This is a genomic window from Flavobacterium sp. ASW18X (genome assembly GCF_005144745.1).
Lineage (GTDB): Bacteria > Bacteroidota > Bacteroidia > Flavobacteriales > Flavobacteriaceae > Croceivirga.
Genome location: NZ_SWKK01000002.1, coordinates 18,362 through 38,171 on the forward strand (window position 1 = coordinate 18,362; position 19,810 = coordinate 38,171).

Consider the following 19,810-nt stretch of genomic DNA (forward strand, 5'->3'; position numbering starts at 1 on the left):
TTACTATGGTAGTATTGTAGGTTTTAGTATTCCTGCCATGCGTAACCCTTATTACATTCTGCTTTTTCTGTTTTGTTTGTCTCATTTTTTAGTTGCTCAGAACATAAAATTCAAAAGTTACACCACTCAAGATGGGCTTTCTAACAATTCTGTAACGGCCATAGCGAGTGATGAAGATGGAGGACTTTGGTTGGGCACCTATGATGGCTTAAACTATTTTGATGGCTATACATTTACAGTCTATAAGCATGATGGTGCTGATGAAAAGAGCCTTTTTGGGAATCATATTTTTACTATTGAAAGGGATAAGCAAGGACGCATATGGATATTAGATAATAGGGGACAATTGTGTAGATATATTGGCGGCGGAAATTTTAAACGTTATTCCTTTAATGATCCTGTAAAAAGCATTAGGCTTAGTAATACAGGGGATTTGCTACTTTATTTAGACAACAAAGAGTTAGCTTTTATTAATAATGAATTTGAGCCTACCAAAGCAATTGCACTTAAAGAGGATTTTAGCTATTACAAGACACTTGTTTTAAAACAACAGCCAGATGCCCAAATTAATCAATGTGTAAAAGATAAAAAGGGTACCGTATGGATTGCTACCCGCCGTCATGGATTGTTTGTAGTAGCAAACACTTTAGCGGAAACAAAACCTACCAAGTTAGACCAGTATACGTATGACCAATATTCTAATTATAGTTTACGTAGTAACGAAGTAGAAAAACTTCATTTAGACAATTTTGGTAACGTATGGTTAGCACAGAAAGATGGTGGGTTAAGTATGGCTTATAGAGGTTCAGAAAGTATATATTCTGTGGTCCCTCATCCTACAAAATACAAACATTTACCTAACGAGACGGTAAGAGCTATCACTACAGATACAAAGGGTACACAATGGCTAGGCTACTATTCTAAAGGGTTGTTTTTTAAACAGCTAACAGATAAGTGTTATCTGCCTTTTACCATAGTAGAAGCTTTAGATGATCCAGATTGGTACCGTATACGCAGCATGTTTACAGATAGCAAAGGAACGGTTTGGGTAGGTACTTACGCAGGTATCATAAAGATATCTGATCAGGGCTATAGTTTGATAACCGCTAAAAGTCAACCGCTTTTGCCAAGCAACAGGCATTATGGTTTTTTTGAAAACGGTTTCCAAGAATTATGGATTGCTTGTTGGGGTGGGGCTGCAAAATATAACTTAGAAACAGGGCAATTTGAAGCGTTTAAAGGAGCGGATAAATTAAAAAATTACCACATAAGGCAAATAAAGATAGTAAACAGCCTATTGGTGTTAGCAACAGAACATAACGGTATTCTGTTTTTAGATGTCAATACAGGTAAATTAGAAGTTTTAAATGAGGCTAATGGTTTACTGGGGAATAGTACTTACTCTGTGTATTATGATACGCACCAGCAATTGTTTTGGTTCGGTTCTTTGGGTGGGGTAACGGTATACAGTCGTGAAAAAGGAGTAGTACATCGCATTACAGAAGCTAATGGCCTACCAAGTCACATGGTGTATGGTATTTTAGATACGGAAGATTATGTATGGGTGAGTTCTACCAAAGGGTTAGCGCGTATACAAAAGGATAATTACCACGTTTTACCAATTGCAGCAGAAGAGGGTTGGCAAACAAGCGAATTTTCTGAGGGTGCTTTTTATAAAGACCCAAAGGGTATCATGTATTTTGGTGGCATTAAAGGGGTAAATTATTTTGATCCTATTGCCTATGACCATCAACAGAATCAACAAAAGGTTAAGTATACCATCAATCAACAATCACATGTGCCAGATACGCTGAGTTTAAAACACAATTCTGCTAGTTTAGAATTGACCTTTACTCCTATTGTTTTTCCTTTATCGGATAAGCAATCTTATTATTACAAAATAGAGGGCGTAGATCAAGAATGGCAATATGGAAATGGGATTAGTAGTAAAACGTATAAAAATTTACCCGCAGGCACTTATTCTATATTGCTCAAAAACACTAAAATAGATGAACCCGTAAAATTGACGACCGTTGCTGTGGGTAAAGCCTTTTATCAAAGGGTTTGGTTTTATTTAGGAATATGCCTTTGTGTTATAGCTATAGCTATTCTGCTTGTTTTTAATAAAAATAAAAAGGCTAAAGTGCAAAAAGAACTGTTAGAACTTAAAATTGCGGAACGTACTACCCTTATACAAACCCAAAAAAAGTCTCTAGAGCAGGCTAATGCTGAGTTGGACGTTCAAAGACAAGAGATTTTTAATCAAAAAGAAGAATTATTGCAATTACATAACAGTTTAAAGCATACTGATTTTGAGGTAGATAAGTTTAAACATTTTGTTATTTCTTCTCTACAAGAACCTTTGCAAAAAGTTTTAAATGTTTCTCAGCAATTACAAGAGTTTCCAGAATTAAAAGAAACGTTACAGCAAGAGGCTGGTAAGCTGTTAAATTTTGTGATTGAATGGGATTATTTGCAAGATGTAAAACATTTAGGGCCATTACAAGAAAATGTGGTAGAGTCCAGAGTTTTATTAGAAGATGTGTTTTCTAAAGTGAAACAAAAAGCACTTTTAGCTGCGCTGAATTATGAAAGTGAACTAAAGCTTAAGGATAGTTTAGCTGTCATAGACGCATTGCGATTGCGGTTGGCACTGCAGTACGTGTTAAACGACATATTAAAATACACAGCCCAGCATACCACACTTAAAGTAAAAATAGAAGAGCAAGAAAACCGGTTAGACTTTTCAATAATTTCAGATAGCGAATTACTGAATGCAACTTGGCCAGATATTGAAAAATATGGTAATTATTATCGAGCATTTTTGGTGTTGTGGAAAGAAATGGAGGGAACTGTTACCGTAGATTTATCGTCTAATTTTTTATTGAAATTACAGCTTCCTGTTAAAAAAGTAAGTCCAAAACATTCCTTTTCGGAAGCCATTAGTTATAAACATTTACAACAGAAAGATGATATTGTTAAAACGGATAAACCTACGGTTTTAATTCTTACTGGTAAAGATAAAGAAGCTGCTGTATTGCCAATGTTGCAGCAACCCAAAGCCTATACTATACTTGTAGAACATAAGGTTTCGGATGTATTATCTGCCATACAGGTGCTCAAGGTAGATTTATTGGTGCTGTATCAAGTTAGTTTCAATAAAGAATTAACAGGGTTATTATTAGATAACAAGGAGCGTATAAGTAATAATCGTATTCCTTTAGTTTACATCTCTGAGGCTATTGATCACACCCTTAATGAAAAAGCTCTGTTTTACAATCTAGATGTTGTTATTCAATTACCAGCAAAGCAAGAGTTTATCACAAAAAAACTCAGCAAATTAATTCAACAGCGTAATAAAGCAGAATCGAACAACTTTCAAAAATCACTCTTTAAACTATTGGCAGGTGACCAAGAGATAGAATCTGCTGATGACAGATTGCTGCGCCAGGCTTTAGATATCATAAAACAACATTTAGGACAGCCAAGTTTTAACGTAGAAGCACTTATAAAAACAATGGGGATTAGTAGGGTTAAATGCTATAGGTTATTTAAAGAACGATTGCAAAATTCGCCCTCAGAAGTTATAACCTCCTTACGCATGCAAAAAGCAGTACTATTATTAAAGCAAGGCAAATTAAATGTATCAGAAATAAGTTTTGAATGTGGTTATGCAGATGCAAAATATTTTGGACGCTCGTTTAAAAAACAATTTGGGACAACGCCAAAAAGGTTTGTGGTGCAAGAACAAACTCTAGACTGTTAGCGCTAGATTACTACTAAGTTACCCCAATGTTACTGTAACTAAAGTGCACTTTTTTGAACTATTTATCATTCTTTTTGCAACCAAAGTCCACCTTATAGAAACAAAATTACCCCCTAGTGCCACCTAGCTAAAATAGTTTTGACCCAAACCAAAAACTCAAGTTTTTAAAATGAAAAAGTTAGTACTTAGTGTAGCGTTCACCCTTGGGTGTATCCTCAGCGCTGTAAGTCAGGTTACTGTAAAAGGTACTGTAACCTCCAAAACAGACCAAATGCCAATACCTGGCGTTTCGGTGATGTTAAAAGGTGGTGGTGCTATAGGCACCGCTACAGATTTTGATGGTAATTTTCTTGTAGAAGTACCCACCAATGACGGAATTTTAGTTTTCTCTTTTATTGGGTACGCAGAACAAGAAGTAAATTTTAGGGGTAATTCTACCTTAGCTATAGAACTACAAGAAGCGGCGAGTGAGCTGGACGAAGTTGTCCTTATTGGCTATGGTACCACTAAAAAAGGAGATTTAACCTCTGCAATTTCTACAGTAGAAAATATAGAAAACATAAGTTCTAGGCCAGTAGCAAACCTTAACGATTTTCTACAAGGTAATGTGCCTGGTGTTACCGTTTTGCAACAAGGTGGGGATCCTACTAGCGGTAGTAATGTTGTTATCCGTGGTTTGGGCTCTTTTGCTAGCGAAAGCCCCTTAACCGTAGTAGATGGTGTTCCCTATTATGGACCTGCTATAAACCCTAATGACATCGCCTCAGTTTCTGTACTAAAAGATGCTTCTGCCGCTGCTATCTATGGTGCGCAAGCAGCGTCTGGCGTAATTGTAATACAGACTAAAAAGGGTAAGATTGGGAAACCAAGGGTAAGCATAGATTATTACGGTGGTATACAAGAAGCAATGAATTTGCCTACGCCATTAGCAGCACAACAGCAAGCAGAGGTGTATAACCTAGCGGCAGATAACGCAGGTTCTCCAAGACAGTCAGCACATGATGCTGCCCAAAATCCTTACGGACAAGTTAACCGAACTAATTGGGTAGATGCCATCTTTAGGGCAGCAAGCATACAAAGTGTAAACGCTAGCATCAGTGGTGCTGGTGAAAATGCTAATTATCTCACTTCTTTTAATTATTTTGATAAAGAAGGTTTGTTAGAAGGAACTTCTTCTGATAGGTATAGTTTTAGAGTTAAATCTGATTTTAATTTAAGTGATAAAATCACGGTTGGGGAAAATGTATATTTCTCTCGTACAGAAGCTTTAGGTACCAATACGGACAATCCGTATTCTGGAACTATTATTAATGCGGTTTATATGCCATCAGCGGCACCTACACGTTATGAAGACGGTAGTTTTGCTGGTGTTGTTCCAGAAAGCCTGTCACAATTTGCAGGTGCTTATGGGGATGTTTATAACCCTTTAGCCTTGTTGCTAAGACCTACGGTTTCTGCGCCAACAAATTTTTTAAATGCCAATGTATACGGTACTTATGACGTTATAAAAGGGTTAACCTTGAGGTCTAGCTACGCATATAGTTACACGCAATCAGATTTTAAAAGATTTCAACCAAGAGTGCCAGAATTGGGACGTTCTAATCCAAACAATTTTTTAGAACAGTCTAATAGGCAAACCAACAGATGGGTTTGGGACAATCAATTGTCTTACAAACAAACTTTTGGTGGGCATTCCATAGATTTAACAGCTATATATTCTGCCCAGCATACAGATGCAGAATATGTTTGGTTACGTGGCGATGGGTTTAGTAGTGAAGAACCTTTTAATCAATTTATTGCAAACGCAAGTATCATAAGAAATCCAGAATCTAGCGTTTTTGAAGACCGTTTGACTTCTGCTATTGGTAGAGCCATGTATAATTTTAAAGATAGGTATTATTTATCTGGTAGTATAAGAAGGGATAAAACGTCTAGGTTAGCGGTAGAGAATCAATCAGATAACTTTCCCTCCGTTTCTGCAGGTTGGCGTGTTTCTAAGGAGCCGTTCTTTAAGGTTAACGCCATAAACGATTTAAAGTTCAGAGGTTCTTGGGGACAAATCGGTAATATTAACTCCGTTGGTTATTACTCTTTTGATGTACCGCTAAACACTACCGTAGTTACCTTGGGTGAGGATGCTTCTAGAGATGACCGTGGTGCTTTTGTAGGCAAACAATCCAATCCAAATTTAAATTGGGAAGTGTCAGAGTCTATTAACTTAGGTATGGATGCCACCTTGTTTAACAATACCCTTAGTTTAACGTTTGATTATTTTGAGAAAACTACTAAGGGAATGATTTTACCTGGCCTAGAAGATTTAAATCAGGGAACAAAAGCTGCAGATGTTAATGGTGGAGAAGTAAAGAATACAGGTTTTGAAATTGCAGCAACCTATACCAAAGATTTAGGAGATTTTAGATTTGCAGTAAACGGTAACATTAGTGTTTTAGATAACGAGTTGGTAAATCTAGATGGTTACAACAGCAGCGGCATCGACTTTATAGCACATTCAGATAATGTAAGAAATGTTTTAAGGCCTTACCGTTCAGAGGTAGGTAGGTCGCTGTACTCTGTATATGTGGTGCCACAGTTAGGTATTTTTCAAAGTCAGGCAGAAATAGATGCGTATACCAAAGATGGTAACCTAATACAGCCCAATGCACAGCCAGGAGATTTTAAGTTTGCAGATGCGAATGACGATGGAAAAATAGATGAAGCAGACAAAGTTTTTTATGAGAGTTATCAACCAGACTTTACATATAACCTAGGGTTAAACTTAGCCTATAAAAACTTTGATGTTTCCATGTTGTTTCAAGGCGTTTCTGGCGTAGATGTTTTTAATGGGTATAAGTACACTACCTACAATGCTTCTTTAACAGGTTATAACTTAGATAACCGTGTATTAAACGCATGGACACCTCAAAATACAACTTCAAACATTCCAAGATTGTCTACTAAGGATGACAACAGAAACTTTGGTTTAGCGTCTAGTTGGTATTTAGAAGATGCGTCTTATTTAAGAATGAAGAATATTACAGTGGGCTATAATGTAGATAGTCATATTATGAATAAACTTTTAGAAGGTTCTTCATTACGTATCTATATATCTGCAGAGAATTTGTTTACGCTTACAGATTATTCTGGTTTAGATCCTGAAGTAGGTGGTAAAGGGTTAGATATTGCCAAGTATCCATTGTCTAGAACCGTTACTGGTGGTTTATCTCTTAAGCTTTAATAAAAAAAATAGTGTTGAAAATGAAAACAATACAAATAAAAAAATCAATTGTAGCCCTTACCACAATCGGGGCATTATTTACGGCTTGTTCAGAAGAATTTACACAGCTAGACCCTATTGGGAGTACGTCCTATGCTAATTTTTATAAGTCAGACCAAGATGCACAAGAGGCTGTAAATAGTATGTACGCTTATATGACAGACCAAGAAATGTTCTCTAGAGGTTTTTTCTGGTACATCAATGCTTCTGATGATATGGTAACCGGTCGTATAAAGGCAGCAGCAGATAATATTAAAAGTTTTAATATCACTGGTGGCGAAGGTGGCTATACGTCTACCTGTTACCCAAAAAGTTATCAGGTAATCCGCAGAGCTAATGATGTTATTTTAAACATTCCAGAGATGGAAATTTCTCAAGAAAAGAAAGACCAATATTTAGGAGAAGCTTATTTTATGCGTGCTTTTAGTTATTTCTGGGTAGCGCACACCTATGGCGATAACGGTCCAAACGGCGGTGTTCCTATCGTTACGGAAGAAAATATGAACGAGCCTGCTGGTAGTTACCAAAGACCAGAAAGTGTAGTGGCCAATTATGCCCAGATTGTCGCAGATTTAGAAAAAGCGGCCGCACTATTACCTTTATTTACTGATTACGCATCAGAAGATTATGGAAGGCCTCATAAGGATGCTGCGTATGCCTACATGGCTAAAACCAACTTGTATTGGGCGCAATATGATGCCTCTAGATATGCAGAAGTAGTTAAATATGCAGATATGGTTACAAATTCTGGGTCTGGAAGAGCGTTGATAAATACTGGGAACCCTGCTAAAGATTACAGGGAATTGCATAGCCATTTAAACAATTGGACGAGTGAGTATATCTGGTCTGTTAATTCTGGGGTAGACCAAGGCAGTATACTTTCCGGAGTTATGCTAGAGAACAAAGGTTGGGGTAAATATAATGGTTGGGGTTATTATACACCATCAGAAAGTTTGTTTAATGAGTTTGAGGCAGATGATGCCAGAAAAGCAATCACAATTTTAAGCTTTGGAGACACTTTTACATATTTTGGAGAGGAGCGTAGATACCAGTCAGAGAATTCTTTGTCGGGCTTTCAGTTTAATAAATATATGTACGAATTTCAGTTTGAAGACCCAATAGGCACCTACATCAATAGCAACGGAGACAACCCTTCTACGGTTTACAATGTGCCTTTAATGCGGTATGCAGAAGTGTTATTGATGAAAGCCGAAGCATTAATCATGGACGGGAAAAATGGTGATGAACCTTTAAATACCGTAAGAGAAAGAGCTGGCTTAGCTCCAATTTCTAACGCTACTATAGAAGATATAAAGCATGAAAGACGGGTGGAATTAGCGGGCGAATTTGCTAATAGACATTTTGATTTAATACGATGGGGAGATGCGCAAGACGCATACACCCAACCTATTTATGGTAGAATTTATACGGACCGTTCTAATCCAGATTCTGATTACACGTTGGAAGAAGTATGGCCAGCCAGAAATTTTGATGCCAGTTATATGCATGTGTGGCCTATACCAGAAACTGTGATTGAGTCTTCTGGAATACCGCAAAACATAGGGTGGTAGTTTGTAGTTAGTTTTCAGTTAGCAAAAAGGTGCTGATTGGTTTCAGCACCTTTTTTAAATTTTAGTACATGTATAAAATTATTTTCTTTTTACTTAATCTTACCTTATTCTATTCCTTTGCTCAAGACCATAATGCAAATCTACTAATACATTCGCATAACGACTATTTACAACCAATTCCTTTCTGGACTGCTCTGAGTGCAGGTGCTCATGTGGTAGAAGCAGATGTATTTGTGCATAATAACACATTAAAAGTTGCACATACCAAAGACGAAATAGGGAATTTAACTCTAATAAAAGGCTATCTAGAGCCAATGAAAGTAGCAGCCCAAAAGGGATACTTTAAAGAACCTTTTGTATTAATGATAGACGTTAAGGAGCAGCCCTATAAAACATTGAAAGTATTGCTAAAGGAGTTAAAATCGTTTAAAACTTTAACGGATAATAAAAACATACAATTCTTAATCTCTGGTAAGCGTCCCAAACCAGAAGATTTTAATGCCTATCCTGCTTATGTACAGTTTGATTGGCAAGAACTTGATACACCTTTAAGTCCGCAACAACTTAAAAAAGTAGGCATGGTCAGCGTAGGGTTTAAAGAGTATTCGGTTTGGAATGGCAAAGGCAGACTTACACATGAGGATGAGCATGTTGTAAAAGAGGTGATTATTAAAGCTAAAAAATTAGGAAAACCATTTAGGTTTTGGGGTACTCCAGATAATAAAACGGCATGGTTAGAATTTCAAAAGATAGGAGTAGAGGTAATCAATACAGATAATCCCTACCAATGTGTAGCCTTTTTTAAAAAATTAGCAAAGCATACCTATCACCCTAGACCAGTACAAAAGGTGTACCAACCAACTTTTAAACCAGATAACCATAAAGTAGCTGCAAAAAATATCATTTTAATGATAGGAGATGGTATGGGTAACACCCAAGTATCTTCGGCTGCCCTAGCCAACAGAGGAAATTTGAGCTTAACCCAATTAAAGCAAACCGGTCTTGTAAAAACCTCTAGTGCAGACGCTTTGTGTACAGATTCTGCTGCTGGTGGCACTGCCATGGCAACAGGGCACAAGACCAATAATCGCTATATTGGTAAATCTACAGAAGCAGAAAACTTACCTAGCATTGCAGAGATTTTGCAAAATCAGCAGTTTAAAACAGGCATTATTACTACAGATGAACTTGTAGGAGCCACACCAGCCTCATTTTATGCACATCAGAAGGATAGGGGTATGCAGAAAGAAATTGCTCAAGATTTTATCAAAAGTGAATTAGATTGGACCGCAGGCGGTGGGGAAAAACATTTTAAATTCACCAATCATGGTGGCGAGCAATTTAACCCAGAACGCAAAAAAAAAGTAAGTGTATTTTTTTCAGAAGGTGGCGTTAAAGCTGTAAAAGAAGGTAGAGGGCCACTTTTAGCTACTACTACAAAGGACGCACTTTCTTATCTTTCTAAAGATTCAAAACCTTTCTTTATAATGGTAGAAGCAGCCAAAATAGATAGTTATGGTCATGGTAATGATATAACCGGTGTAATTACAGAAACCTTGGATTTTGATTTGGCTATTGCAGAAGCATTAAAATTCGCAGATAGTAATAAGGAGACCTTAGTCATCATCACTGCAGATCATGAAACAGGTGGTTTAGATATCATTGGCGGAGATGTAGCTACGGGAGAGATAATGGTAGATTTTGCTAGCGATGACCACACTGCTGCTATGGTGCCTTTATTTGCCTATGGGCCAAGGTCTGGTCTGTTCTCTGGTGTCTATGAAAACACAGAAATTTTTCATAAAATCTTACAAGCATTGAAAATCGCTAATTAAGTGTAGGCCCCAGTCTGTGTATGGATTGGGGTTTTACTACAACTTCTTTACATACTTTGTAAGTATTACAATATGCTGTCCATTTACCTTGCCTTCTATATAGGTTTCGTTTTCGTGGTCCAAAGAAATATTACGCACTGCTGTACCTCTTTTAGCCGTAAAACCAGCTCCTTTTACGTTTAAATCTTGAATTAAAACCACATTGTCGCCTACAGCTAAAATATTGCCATTGCTATCTTTATGTACTAAGGCATTTTCATTGGGTAATGTAGCCTCTGCCCAACTGAGGGTATCGTCCTCTAAATACATCATATCTAATAAATCTACGGGCCAGCCTTCGTGCTTAAGGTGATGGAGCATTCTAAAAGAAAGTACTTGTACTGCGGCATTGGGGTTCCAGATGCTATCATTCAGCAAACGCCAATGGTTAGGGTCTGCGGTTTCTGGCTGGTCTAATTGTTTTGAGCAAACAGCACAGAGCAGGGCACACTCCTCGGCAAGGCTTCCTGTTTTTGGAGCAACAATGTAAGGTTCTAAATTATCTTGGCTACCACAAAGTTCACATTGGTTTCCACTTCGTTCTTGTAATTCTTTAATCAAAATAGTAGAGGTTTAGGTTGTAACGGCAAAGGTATGGCTTTGCTATATTTCGTATCTTGGAAAAAACGAAAGGATGAAAAAATCGCTCTCCATACTATTCTTGCTAGTTCTACTCACTGGAATGCTCTTCGGTCTTAATAAATCCGTCCACGTAAGCGATTATAAAACAATAGATAAGCCAGTAGAAGTGTCTAACGAGACTACTTTTCATCAACTGATGGATGTATTAACGCATCCCCGTTGTATGAACTGCCACCCGACAGACAACCTGCCCAAACAAGGCATGGAACGGCAGCCGCATCATTTTGATATGGCCAGAGGTGCGGATGACCATGGTTTTGAAGCTACCCAATGCCATACCTGTCACCAAAAAGAAAACAATCCCTATTCAGGAGTTCCAGGAGCACCCCACTGGGGGCTAGCACCAGCTTCCATGGGGTGGCAAGGATTAACCAGAATAGAAATTGCGGAACGCTTGTTAAACACCGAAACGAACGGGGGTAAAAATCATGAGGCGCTCGTAGAACACCTTACCAAAGATGCACTGGTTTTATGGGCATGGAACCCTGGGGTAGATGCCAACGGTGTAGAACGAGAAAAACCACCCTTATCTAAGGAAGAATATATCGCAGTTGTAGAAAAATGGTTCGCAGACGGAGCTGTAATACCCACAAAATAAAACAAATGAAAATACAACTTATAGTAAATGGCACTCCGCAATTAGTGCAAATAGAAGATGAAATGACACCACTCTTATGGGTGATTCGGGATGTGTTAGACCAAAAAGGTACCAAGTTTGGGTGCGGAAAGGCTGCCTGTGGGGCTTGTACGCTCTTGGTGGATGACCAAGCGGTACGTTCTTGTTCGTATCCTATAAAATTTGCAGAAGGAAAATCCATAACTACTATAGAAGGTTTAGGAACAAAAGAAAATCCACATCCCGTGCAGCAAGCGTGGATAGAAGAAGTAGTGCCGCAATGTGGTTATTGCCAGCCTGGGTTTATGATGGCCACCGCTGCGCTTCTAAAAAAAGTGCCTAAGCCAACAGATGAAGATATTGACAACAACATTATTAATGTATGCCGTTGCGGTACGTATTACCGTATGCGTAAGGCCATACATAGAGCTGCGGCACTGAGTAGTGAATTACCAATTACTGAACAAGAAAAGGAATAAGGATGGCAAAGGTATCTAGAAGAAAGTTTTTGGTAAGAGGTGCACTAGGTACTGCTGGCGTGGTAGCGGTTGGTACGTACTTGTTTCGGAACCCTATTCGTAGGCAAGTTTTAGCTTATGCAAATTCCGCCGATTCTCCTTATTTAGGTAGCGGTATGGAACCCGTTTTGTGGTTTGAACTGACTGAAGCAAATAGAATTCGCCTATATTCTCCAAAGGTAGAAATGGGGCAAGGTACCTTTACGGGTATGGCACAATTGGCAGCAGATGAGTTAGAATTGCCCTTATCTAGCATAGAGGTGGTCCACGCACCTTCCATCACAGGTAATATGGATAGTTTTGCTACGGGAGGTAGTACTTCAATTGCAAGTTTATGGCAACCCTTACGGGAACTTGCCGCAACCATGCGAGAAATGATTAAAACCGCTGCTGCAGAGCTTTGGGAGGTAGCTGTTGCTGATGTTGTAATGGAGGAAACGAAGGTGAGTGCTGGCGAGAAGGAACTTACTTTTGCGGCTTTGGCAAAACAGGTAAACCAATGGCCAGAAGTAGATACCCCAGAACTTAAAAAGCTATCGGATTATAAACTAATTGGCAAACCCTTACCTAGGGTAGATTTAGAGGATAAGGTATTTGGAGTACCTATTTTTGGTATGGATGCAAGCATGCCAGACATGGTGTATGGTACGGTGGTAAGGCCAGAATACATAGGGGCAACATTTGTAAGTGCAGATGTTAGCCAAGCAGCATCCATGCCAGGCGTGCTAAAGATTATTCAGGAAGATGATTTTGTGGGCGTGGTAGCCAACTCGTATTTGGAAGCCGAAAATGCAAAACAGGCAATTAAGGTAACTTGGGATGCCCCTACACAGTTGCAGTTACAGGATATTGAGGCCAAGATGAAAGTGGGCAATGGCAATCCTACGCTAATTCAGAAAAAGGGAGATGCCTTAGAAGAAGTAGCTGTAGAGGCGGAGTTTACCACGCCAATTGCCGCACATGCGCAGATAGAACCTAACGGCGTGGTAGCACATGTAATCGATGATGGTGCTACTTTATTTTTATCTACTCAGGTAGTAGCTATTACCCAAAAGGAGGTAGCAAAACGATTGGATTTGGATACTGAAAAGGTGAATATAATTCCCACTTTTTTAGGAGGCGGTTTTGGTAGACGGTTACATACGCCACATGCAGTGCAAGCGGCAGTAATGTCCAAATTGGTTGGCAAACCGGTAAAATATTTTTTTAGTCGTAAAGAAGAGTTTCAGCACGATATGTTTAGGCCGCCTACACATCACCAACTTAAAGCAAAACTTACGGCTAATGGCAAAATAGAAAGTATTCAGCACGATTTCTCTAGTGGAGATGTAGCTATAGGTTCGGCCTTATTACCCGGATTTTTAAACAAGATGCTGGGCGCAGATGTGGGGGCCATTCGTGGCGGATTTTGTCAATATGTAGCTATTCCCAACATTAGAACTACCTCTTGGCATGTAGAACTCCCATTTGCTACCAGTTGGTGGCGTAGTTTAGGCTTATTGGCCAATACCTTTGCTTGGGAAAGTTTTATGGATATCTTGGCAGAAAAGGCGGGGAAAAGCCCGGTCGATTTTCGTTTGGAACACATAAAGGACGATGCCGCAGGTATACGATTACGAAAGGTGATAGAAACAGCCGCTGAAAAGGCAGGCTATACGGACAAGGTGGTCAATGGTATGGCCATGGGTTTTGCCGCCTCTACGGATGCAGGCACCCCTTGCGCCCAAGTGGTAGAAGTTTCTATAGAAAAACAGCAAATAAAAATTCACAAAGTAACCTGTGTTTTAGACCCAGGATTGGCAGTGAATCCAGACCAAGTAAAAGCACAATGCGAAGGCGCCATAATTATGGGCATTAGTGCTTCGCTTTTTGAAGAAATGACCGTGTTAGATGGGCAATTACAGCCCACTATTTACGGACCTTACCAAATGGCTTTAATGAAACACGCACCAAAGGAAATAAACGTAACCCTTTTACAAGGTCGTGAAGTTCCTGGGCCAGTGGGGGAACCACCTTTAGGGCCTATAGGTGCCGCTCTTGCCAATGCAGTGTATCGTTTAACGGGAAAAAGGCTAAATCATATGCCATTACAAAAGACCTTGAACAAGATGTAACAAGAGTTACTAAAGTTGCTATTGTTAATGTGTAAATTCGTACTGTGATACAAGAATTACATACCAGTTTTGGAAATACGTTTGAGCAAGCTTTGTTAAACGATATTGCCCAAGTGGGGACTTTTAAAGAAGTGCCTGCCGGTTTTCAATTGATGGATATTGGGCAGTACATAAAATATATGCCGCTGCTCTTAGAAGGTGTAATTAAAATACTTAGAGAGGATGATGAAGGTGATGAATTGTTACTTTATTATTTGGAGCAAGGAGATACCTGTAGCATGACAATGGCATGTTGTCTAGGCGATGCAAAAAGTAACATTAGGGCTATTGCAGAGTCGGATGCCAAGCTTATTATGGTTCCAATTCACAAAATGGAAGAATGGACCGCTAAGTACAAAACATGGCGAAATTTTGTGTTCGAGAGTTACCATTCTCGCTTAAATGAGTTGCTACATACAGTAGATAGTATCGCTTTTATGAATATGGATGAACGGCTAATTGATTTTTTGATACGAAAGTCTGAGGTAAACAACAGTACAATTATTGCCAACACCCATCAAGAAATTGCGTACGATTTGCATAGCTCTCGTGTCGTGATATCTCGCTTACTAAAAAAGTTGGAGAACATGGGTAGAATTAAACTTAGTAGAAGCCATATAGAAATCATCAACTTATAGATTAGTAGATGCTTAAAAAATTTTTTCCTATCCTGGACTGGTTGCCCAACTACAAAAAAGCATACTTGTCTGGAGATGTAGTAGCGGGCCTTACCGTAGGTGTAATGCTGATACCGCAGGGCATGGCTTACGCTATGATAGTTGGTCTGCCACCGGTTTACGGATTATATACGGCGCTAGTGCCAAATCTGGTATATGCACTTACAGGTACCAGTAGAAAATTAGCTGTAGGACCTGTAGCATTAGATTCCCTTATAGTTGCTTCTGGCTTGTCTGCCATGAAATTGGCAACAGAAGGTGAATACATAGCTATGGCCTTGTTTGTGGCGTTATTTGTTGGGGTGCTGCAATTGGCTATGGGTTTCTTAAAATTGGGGTTTTTGGCCAATTTTTTATCCAGACCCGTAGTGAGTGGTTTTACTTCTGCAGCAGCTATAGTTATAGGGGTAAGCCAGTTAAAACACCTTTTTGGGGTAAAAGTTTCTTCGTCTAGTACAGTAGAAACCATACAGCAGTTGTTTGCCAATTTACATACGCTAAATTGGTACGATTTTACCATTGGTGTTGCAGCCATGCTCGTTATTGTAGGGTTAAAAAAATGGAATAGAAAATTACCTTCTGCCATGATAGTAGTGGTATTGGGTATTGTGGGGATTTATCTTTTTATGGTAAATGAGGCAGATGTAAACATTGTGGGCTATGTGCCTAATGGTTTACCCGCTTTTACTTTGCCCAATTTTACGTGGGAACAATTAACACTTGCATTTCCGTTAGCCATGGCCTTGGCATTTATTGCTTTTGCAGAAGAAATGGCAATTGCCAAAGGTGTAGAAGAACGTACGCAAGAATACCATACCGTGCCAGACCAAGAATTAAAAGCCTTGGGGGTAAGTAATATTATTGGGGCACTATTTCAATCTTTTTCTGCTAACGCAAGTATGTCTCGTACCGCCGTAAATGTAAATGAAGGTGCTAAAACGGGACTGGCATCTATTATTAGTGCTTTGGTGGTAGGTTTGGTGTTGTTGTTTTTAACGCCTTACTTTCAATATTTACCTAAGTCTATTCTTGGAGCCATTATTTTGGTGGCTGTTTTTGGTTTACTAGATTTAAAATATCCAGCGCAGCTGTACAAACATCAAAAAGACGAATTGATATTGTTGATTGTCACCTTTGTAACTACGCTTTTTGTTGGTATTGCCCAAGGTATCATTTTTGGGGTGTTGTTTTCCTTGTTTCTATTAATATATCGTACCTCTAAACCACACGTAGCCGTGTTGGGTAAAATAAAAGGGATGGACTATTTTAAGAATGTAGAACGCTTTTCTGAAGATGTGGAATGCGATAACGGTATTCTGATTCTTCGTTTTGATGCACAGCTGTTCTTTGCCAATGTGCAACATTTTAAAACAGCCTTATACAAACAAATCCACCTTAAAAAAGGAACGCTGAGTTATGTTATTCTTAATGCGGAGCCAGTGAATTATATAGACAATACTGCTGCCGCAGAATTAGAAAAAATAATCATCGACCTAAAAGAAAAAGGAATCACCTTTAAACTTGCAGGTGCCATAGGACCCATACGTGATATTCTGGTAAAAAGTGGCTTGGTCAAAGTCATTGGGCCAGACCATATCCACGTACGTACGGCAGAAGCCTATGAAGATTGTTTGGCACATGTGGGCAAATCGCCCATGCAGAACAAAGTGTCTATGCAGTATAAATAATTGTGTAACAGAAGTTACTGCGTAAGAAAAAACTTAGACTTAATTTTGGAGTATTAAATACAATTACAATGAAAATAGAACAAATATATACCGGATGCTTGGCCCAAGGGGCATATTACATTGAAAGTGATGGCGAAGTGGCTATAATTGATCCCCTTAGAGAGGTAAAACCATATTTGGATAGAGCGGCTAAGGCCAATGCAAAAATCAAGTATATTTTTGAGACCCATTTTCATGCAGATTTTGTGAGCGGCCATGTTACCTTGTCTAAAGAAACGGGAGCTCCAATTGTGTATGGGCCAAACGCCAATCCTACGTTTGATGCCATAATAGCAAAAGACAATCAGGAGTTTAAATTGGGTAAGGTAACCATTGTAGCCTTGCACACACCTGGACACACCATGGAAAGTACCACCTATTTACTAAAAGACGAAAATGGAAAAGACCATGCTATTTTTAGTGGAGATACTTTGTTTTTAGGGGATGTAGGTAGGCCAGATTTGGCTCAAAAAGCTGCGGATATGACCCAAGAACAATTGGCAGCTACTTTGTTTGATAGTTTGCGTACCAAAATAATGCCTTTGGCAGATGATGTAGTGGTATACCCTGCGCATGGTGCCGGTTCTGCTTGTGGTAAAAATATGATGAAGGAAACGGTAGATACGTTAGGGAACCAAAAGAAGATGAATTATGCCCTGCGGGCAGATATGGCCAAGGAAGAATTTGTAAAAGAAGTTACAGATGGTTTGTTGCCTCCTCCACAATACTTTCCATTAAACGTTAAGATGAACAAGGAAGGCTATGATGATATTGATGAGGTTTTGGAAAGAGGTACCCAGGCGTTATCACCAACTGCATTTGAGGCTGCGGCCAACGAAACCGGTGCCATTGTCTTAGATGTTAGGCATCAGAACGAATTTGCCAAGGGGCACATACCACGCTCCATTTTTATAGGAATAGATGGTGGTTTTGCACCTTGGGTGGGTGCTTTGATTGGCGATGTACAACAGCCTATTTTATTAGTGGTAGAAGAAGGTAGGGAAGAAGAAGTGGTTACAAGGCTTTCTCGTGTTGGTTTTGATAATACCTTAGGTTATCTAAAAGGCGGTTTTGAAGCCTGGAAAAAGGCCTCTATGGAATATGATACGGTAAGTACTGTGCCTGCAACCGCACTAAAAGAAGCCATGGAGGCCGAAGATGTACCGGTATTTGACGTTAGAAAACCAGGAGAATATATTTCTGAACACATCCCAAATGCCCATACCACACCCTTAGATTTCTTAAATAATCACCTAGCAGAATTCCCTTCTGAGGAAACATTTTATGTGCATTGTGCCGGGGGTTATAGAAGTATGATTGCTGCTAGTATTTTAAAAAGTAGAGGAATTCATAATTTAATTGATGTTGCTGGTGGATTTAAAGCGATAAAGGAGGCAGGAATTCCTGTGTCTGATTATGTTTGCCCAACAACTATAAAATAGACGTATGAAGAATATCCTTAAAGTCTTATGTGCAGCTTTGTCTTTTATACAACTAGGTGCCTGCCAAGATAACAATGACGCCGTTGTTACTAAAGTTGATAAGGCATTCTTAAAAACCCATGCCATTGGTAAGGAAGTACAGCTCATAGATGTGCGTACGCCACAAGAGTATGGCGCCGGACATATAGATGATGCCAAAAACATAAATGTAGGCAGTGCCGATTTTGTCCAACAAATTCAAGGTTTAGATAAAGAACAGCCGGTATATCTATATTGTAAAATGGGTGGTAGAAGCAATAAGGCGGCACAAGTATTAAAAAAGCAAGGTTTTACTAAAATTTACGACTATACAGGTGGTTATAATGATTGGATAAAATAAACACGTATGGCAAGTTTTAATGATATAGTAGCAAGTGAAAAACCTGTTTTGGTCGATTTTTTTGCAGAATGGTGTGGGCCTTGTAAAACCATGGGGCCAATACTCAAGCAGGTAAAAGACCAAGTTGGGGAACAAGCTAAGATTGTAAAAATAGATGTAGATAAAAATCAGGCTTTGGCGGCTCGTTACCAAGTTAAAGGGGTTCCTACCTTAATGTTGTTTAAAAATGGCGAAATGCTATGGAGACAGTCTGGTGTAGTACAATCTCAAGATTTGGTTAGGCTAATACAAGCCAATTAAGATTTTTGTTTTTTAAACCCATGAGTTAATTGCCCCAAAAAGTTTTGGGGCATTTTTTCGTCTCCAGGGTAGCCTAATGGCACATTACCACTATCTTCTGGTAGGTAATTGGTTTTAAATATATAATCCCATAAACTTAGACTAATCCCAAAATTAACCCCAAAACTACCTTTTGGTAGGGTATAGGCATGGTGGTACAAATGCATTACGGGATTATTAAATATATATTTTAAGGGGCCATAGCTCAATTTGATGTTTGCGTGATTTAGATGACCAATGGTAATGGCAATAAAATGAACAATGTAGGCTTGTTCTGGCTCAAAGCCGCCCAAAAGCATTACGCCAAATGTTTTTAATGGCTTATAAAGAATGTTTTCCATCCAATGGTATCGTAAATGCGCAGCGAACCCCATTTCTTTAACGCTGTGATGTACCTGATGAAAATTCCAGAAAATTGGAAATTTATGCAGGCAAACATGGGTAAACCACTGTACAAAATCGAGCAGAATAAAGAACACCAACAATTGGGACCAAATGGGCCAGCTACTAATATCTATAACCGCTAGACTTTCTATTGTAAGTCCCCCTTTGGCAAAAGCAAGTTCTATAACCTTATAAAAACCACTAACAACTAGAGCAAAAATGAAAAAATTGAAGAACATGTAAAAAGCGTCTAACCAAAAGTCTTTACGTACTATTTTTTGGTCTTTTCGCCATGGAAATAGTATCTCTAACAGCCATACTGCCATGGATATAACCACCAAGCCCCAAAAATAGTTTTTATACCATGGTACTTTAAACAGTATTGCTTTTAAAGTATAATCAAAGGTGCCACTAATAGCGTTTAAAAACACATCTACGTATTCCACTT

The 19,810-nt window shown here is 38.8% G+C and carries 14 protein-coding genes; 12 read left to right on the plus strand and 2 right to left on the minus strand.

Annotated features, from left to right (window positions below; all coding sequences use genetic code 11):
• Window positions 1–76: 76 nt before the first annotated feature.
• The 4 genes from FBT53_RS00655 (at window position 77) to FBT53_RS00670 (ending at window position 10,446) form a co-directional block, all read left to right on the plus strand.
• A complete protein-coding gene (locus tag FBT53_RS00655; RefSeq protein WP_169630292.1) occupies window positions 77–3,766 on the plus strand; it encodes a two-component regulator propeller domain-containing protein in 3,690 nt (1,229 codons plus the stop codon).
• A gap of 169 nt (window positions 3,767–3,935) precedes the next feature.
• Window positions 3,936–7,001 (plus strand): TonB-dependent receptor, encoded by a 3,066-nt coding sequence (locus FBT53_RS00660; RefSeq protein ID WP_136949246.1) that lies wholly within the window; start codon window positions 3,936–3,938, stop codon window positions 6,999–7,001.
• A gap of 20 nt (window positions 7,002–7,021) precedes the next feature.
• On the plus strand, window positions 7,022–8,611 hold the full coding sequence (locus FBT53_RS00665) for a RagB/SusD family nutrient uptake outer membrane protein (RefSeq protein WP_136949247.1): 1,590 nt from the start codon (window positions 7,022–7,024) through the stop codon (window positions 8,609–8,611).
• 68 nt (window positions 8,612–8,679) lie between these two features.
• Window positions 8,680–10,446, plus strand: a complete 1,767-nt coding sequence (locus FBT53_RS00670) for an alkaline phosphatase (protein WP_136949248.1) — start codon at window positions 8,680–8,682, stop codon at window positions 10,444–10,446.
• Window positions 10,447–10,482: 36 nt separating this feature from the next.
• On the opposite strand, the gene FBT53_RS00675 is transcribed toward FBT53_RS00670, so the two are convergent.
• The gene (locus FBT53_RS00675) at window positions 10,483–11,046 is read right to left on the minus strand and encodes an alkylphosphonate utilization protein (protein ID WP_136949249.1); all 564 of its coding nucleotides are present in this window, start codon (window positions 11,044–11,046) and stop codon (window positions 10,483–10,485) included.
• A gap of 73 nt (window positions 11,047–11,119) precedes the next feature.
• Here FBT53_RS00675 and FBT53_RS00680 point away from each other — a divergent pair, with 73 nt between their 5' ends.
• The 8 genes from FBT53_RS00680 to trxA all read left to right on the plus strand — a co-directional run bounded on the left by FBT53_RS00680 (window position 11,120) and on the right by trxA (window position 18,939).
• A complete protein-coding gene (locus FBT53_RS00680; RefSeq protein ID WP_136949250.1) occupies window positions 11,120–11,725 on the plus strand; it encodes a hypothetical protein in 606 nt (201 codons plus the stop codon).
• 5 nt (window positions 11,726–11,730) lie between these two features.
• Complete coding sequence (locus tag FBT53_RS00685; protein ID WP_136949251.1) at window positions 11,731–12,222, plus strand: (2Fe-2S)-binding protein; 492 nt, start codon at window positions 11,731–11,733, stop codon at window positions 12,220–12,222.
• A 2-nt stretch (window positions 12,223–12,224) separates the two neighbouring features.
• Entirely contained in the window at window positions 12,225–14,375 is a 2,151-nt protein-coding gene (locus tag FBT53_RS00690; protein ID WP_136949252.1) for a molybdopterin cofactor-binding domain-containing protein, read from the plus strand.
• A gap of 44 nt (window positions 14,376–14,419) precedes the next feature.
• Complete coding sequence (locus FBT53_RS00695; RefSeq protein ID WP_136949253.1) at window positions 14,420–15,052, plus strand: Crp/Fnr family transcriptional regulator; 633 nt, start codon at window positions 14,420–14,422, stop codon at window positions 15,050–15,052.
• 8 nt (window positions 15,053–15,060) lie between these two features.
• Entirely contained in the window at window positions 15,061–16,779 is a 1,719-nt protein-coding gene (locus FBT53_RS00700; RefSeq protein ID WP_136949254.1) for a SulP family inorganic anion transporter, read from the plus strand.
• 68 nt (window positions 16,780–16,847) lie between these two features.
• Window positions 16,848–18,260, plus strand: coding sequence for a rhodanese-like domain-containing protein (locus FBT53_RS00705; RefSeq protein WP_136949255.1), 1,413 nt, complete (start codon window positions 16,848–16,850; stop codon window positions 18,258–18,260).
• Window positions 18,261–18,264: 4 nt separating this feature from the next.
• Entirely contained in the window at window positions 18,265–18,639 is a 375-nt protein-coding gene (locus FBT53_RS00710; protein ID WP_136949256.1) for a rhodanese-like domain-containing protein, read from the plus strand.
• Between the two features lie 6 nt (window positions 18,640–18,645).
• Window positions 18,646–18,939, plus strand: a complete 294-nt coding sequence (trxA, locus tag FBT53_RS00715) for a thioredoxin (RefSeq protein WP_136949257.1) — start codon at window positions 18,646–18,648, stop codon at window positions 18,937–18,939.
• On the opposite strand, the gene FBT53_RS00720 is transcribed toward trxA, so the two are convergent.
• Window positions 18,936–19,808, minus strand: a complete 873-nt coding sequence (locus FBT53_RS00720; RefSeq protein ID WP_136949258.1) for a sterol desaturase family protein — start codon at window positions 19,806–19,808, stop codon at window positions 18,936–18,938. The two genes, trxA and FBT53_RS00720, sit on opposite strands and share 4 nt — an antisense overlap.
• Window positions 19,809–19,810 lie beyond the last annotated feature (2 nt).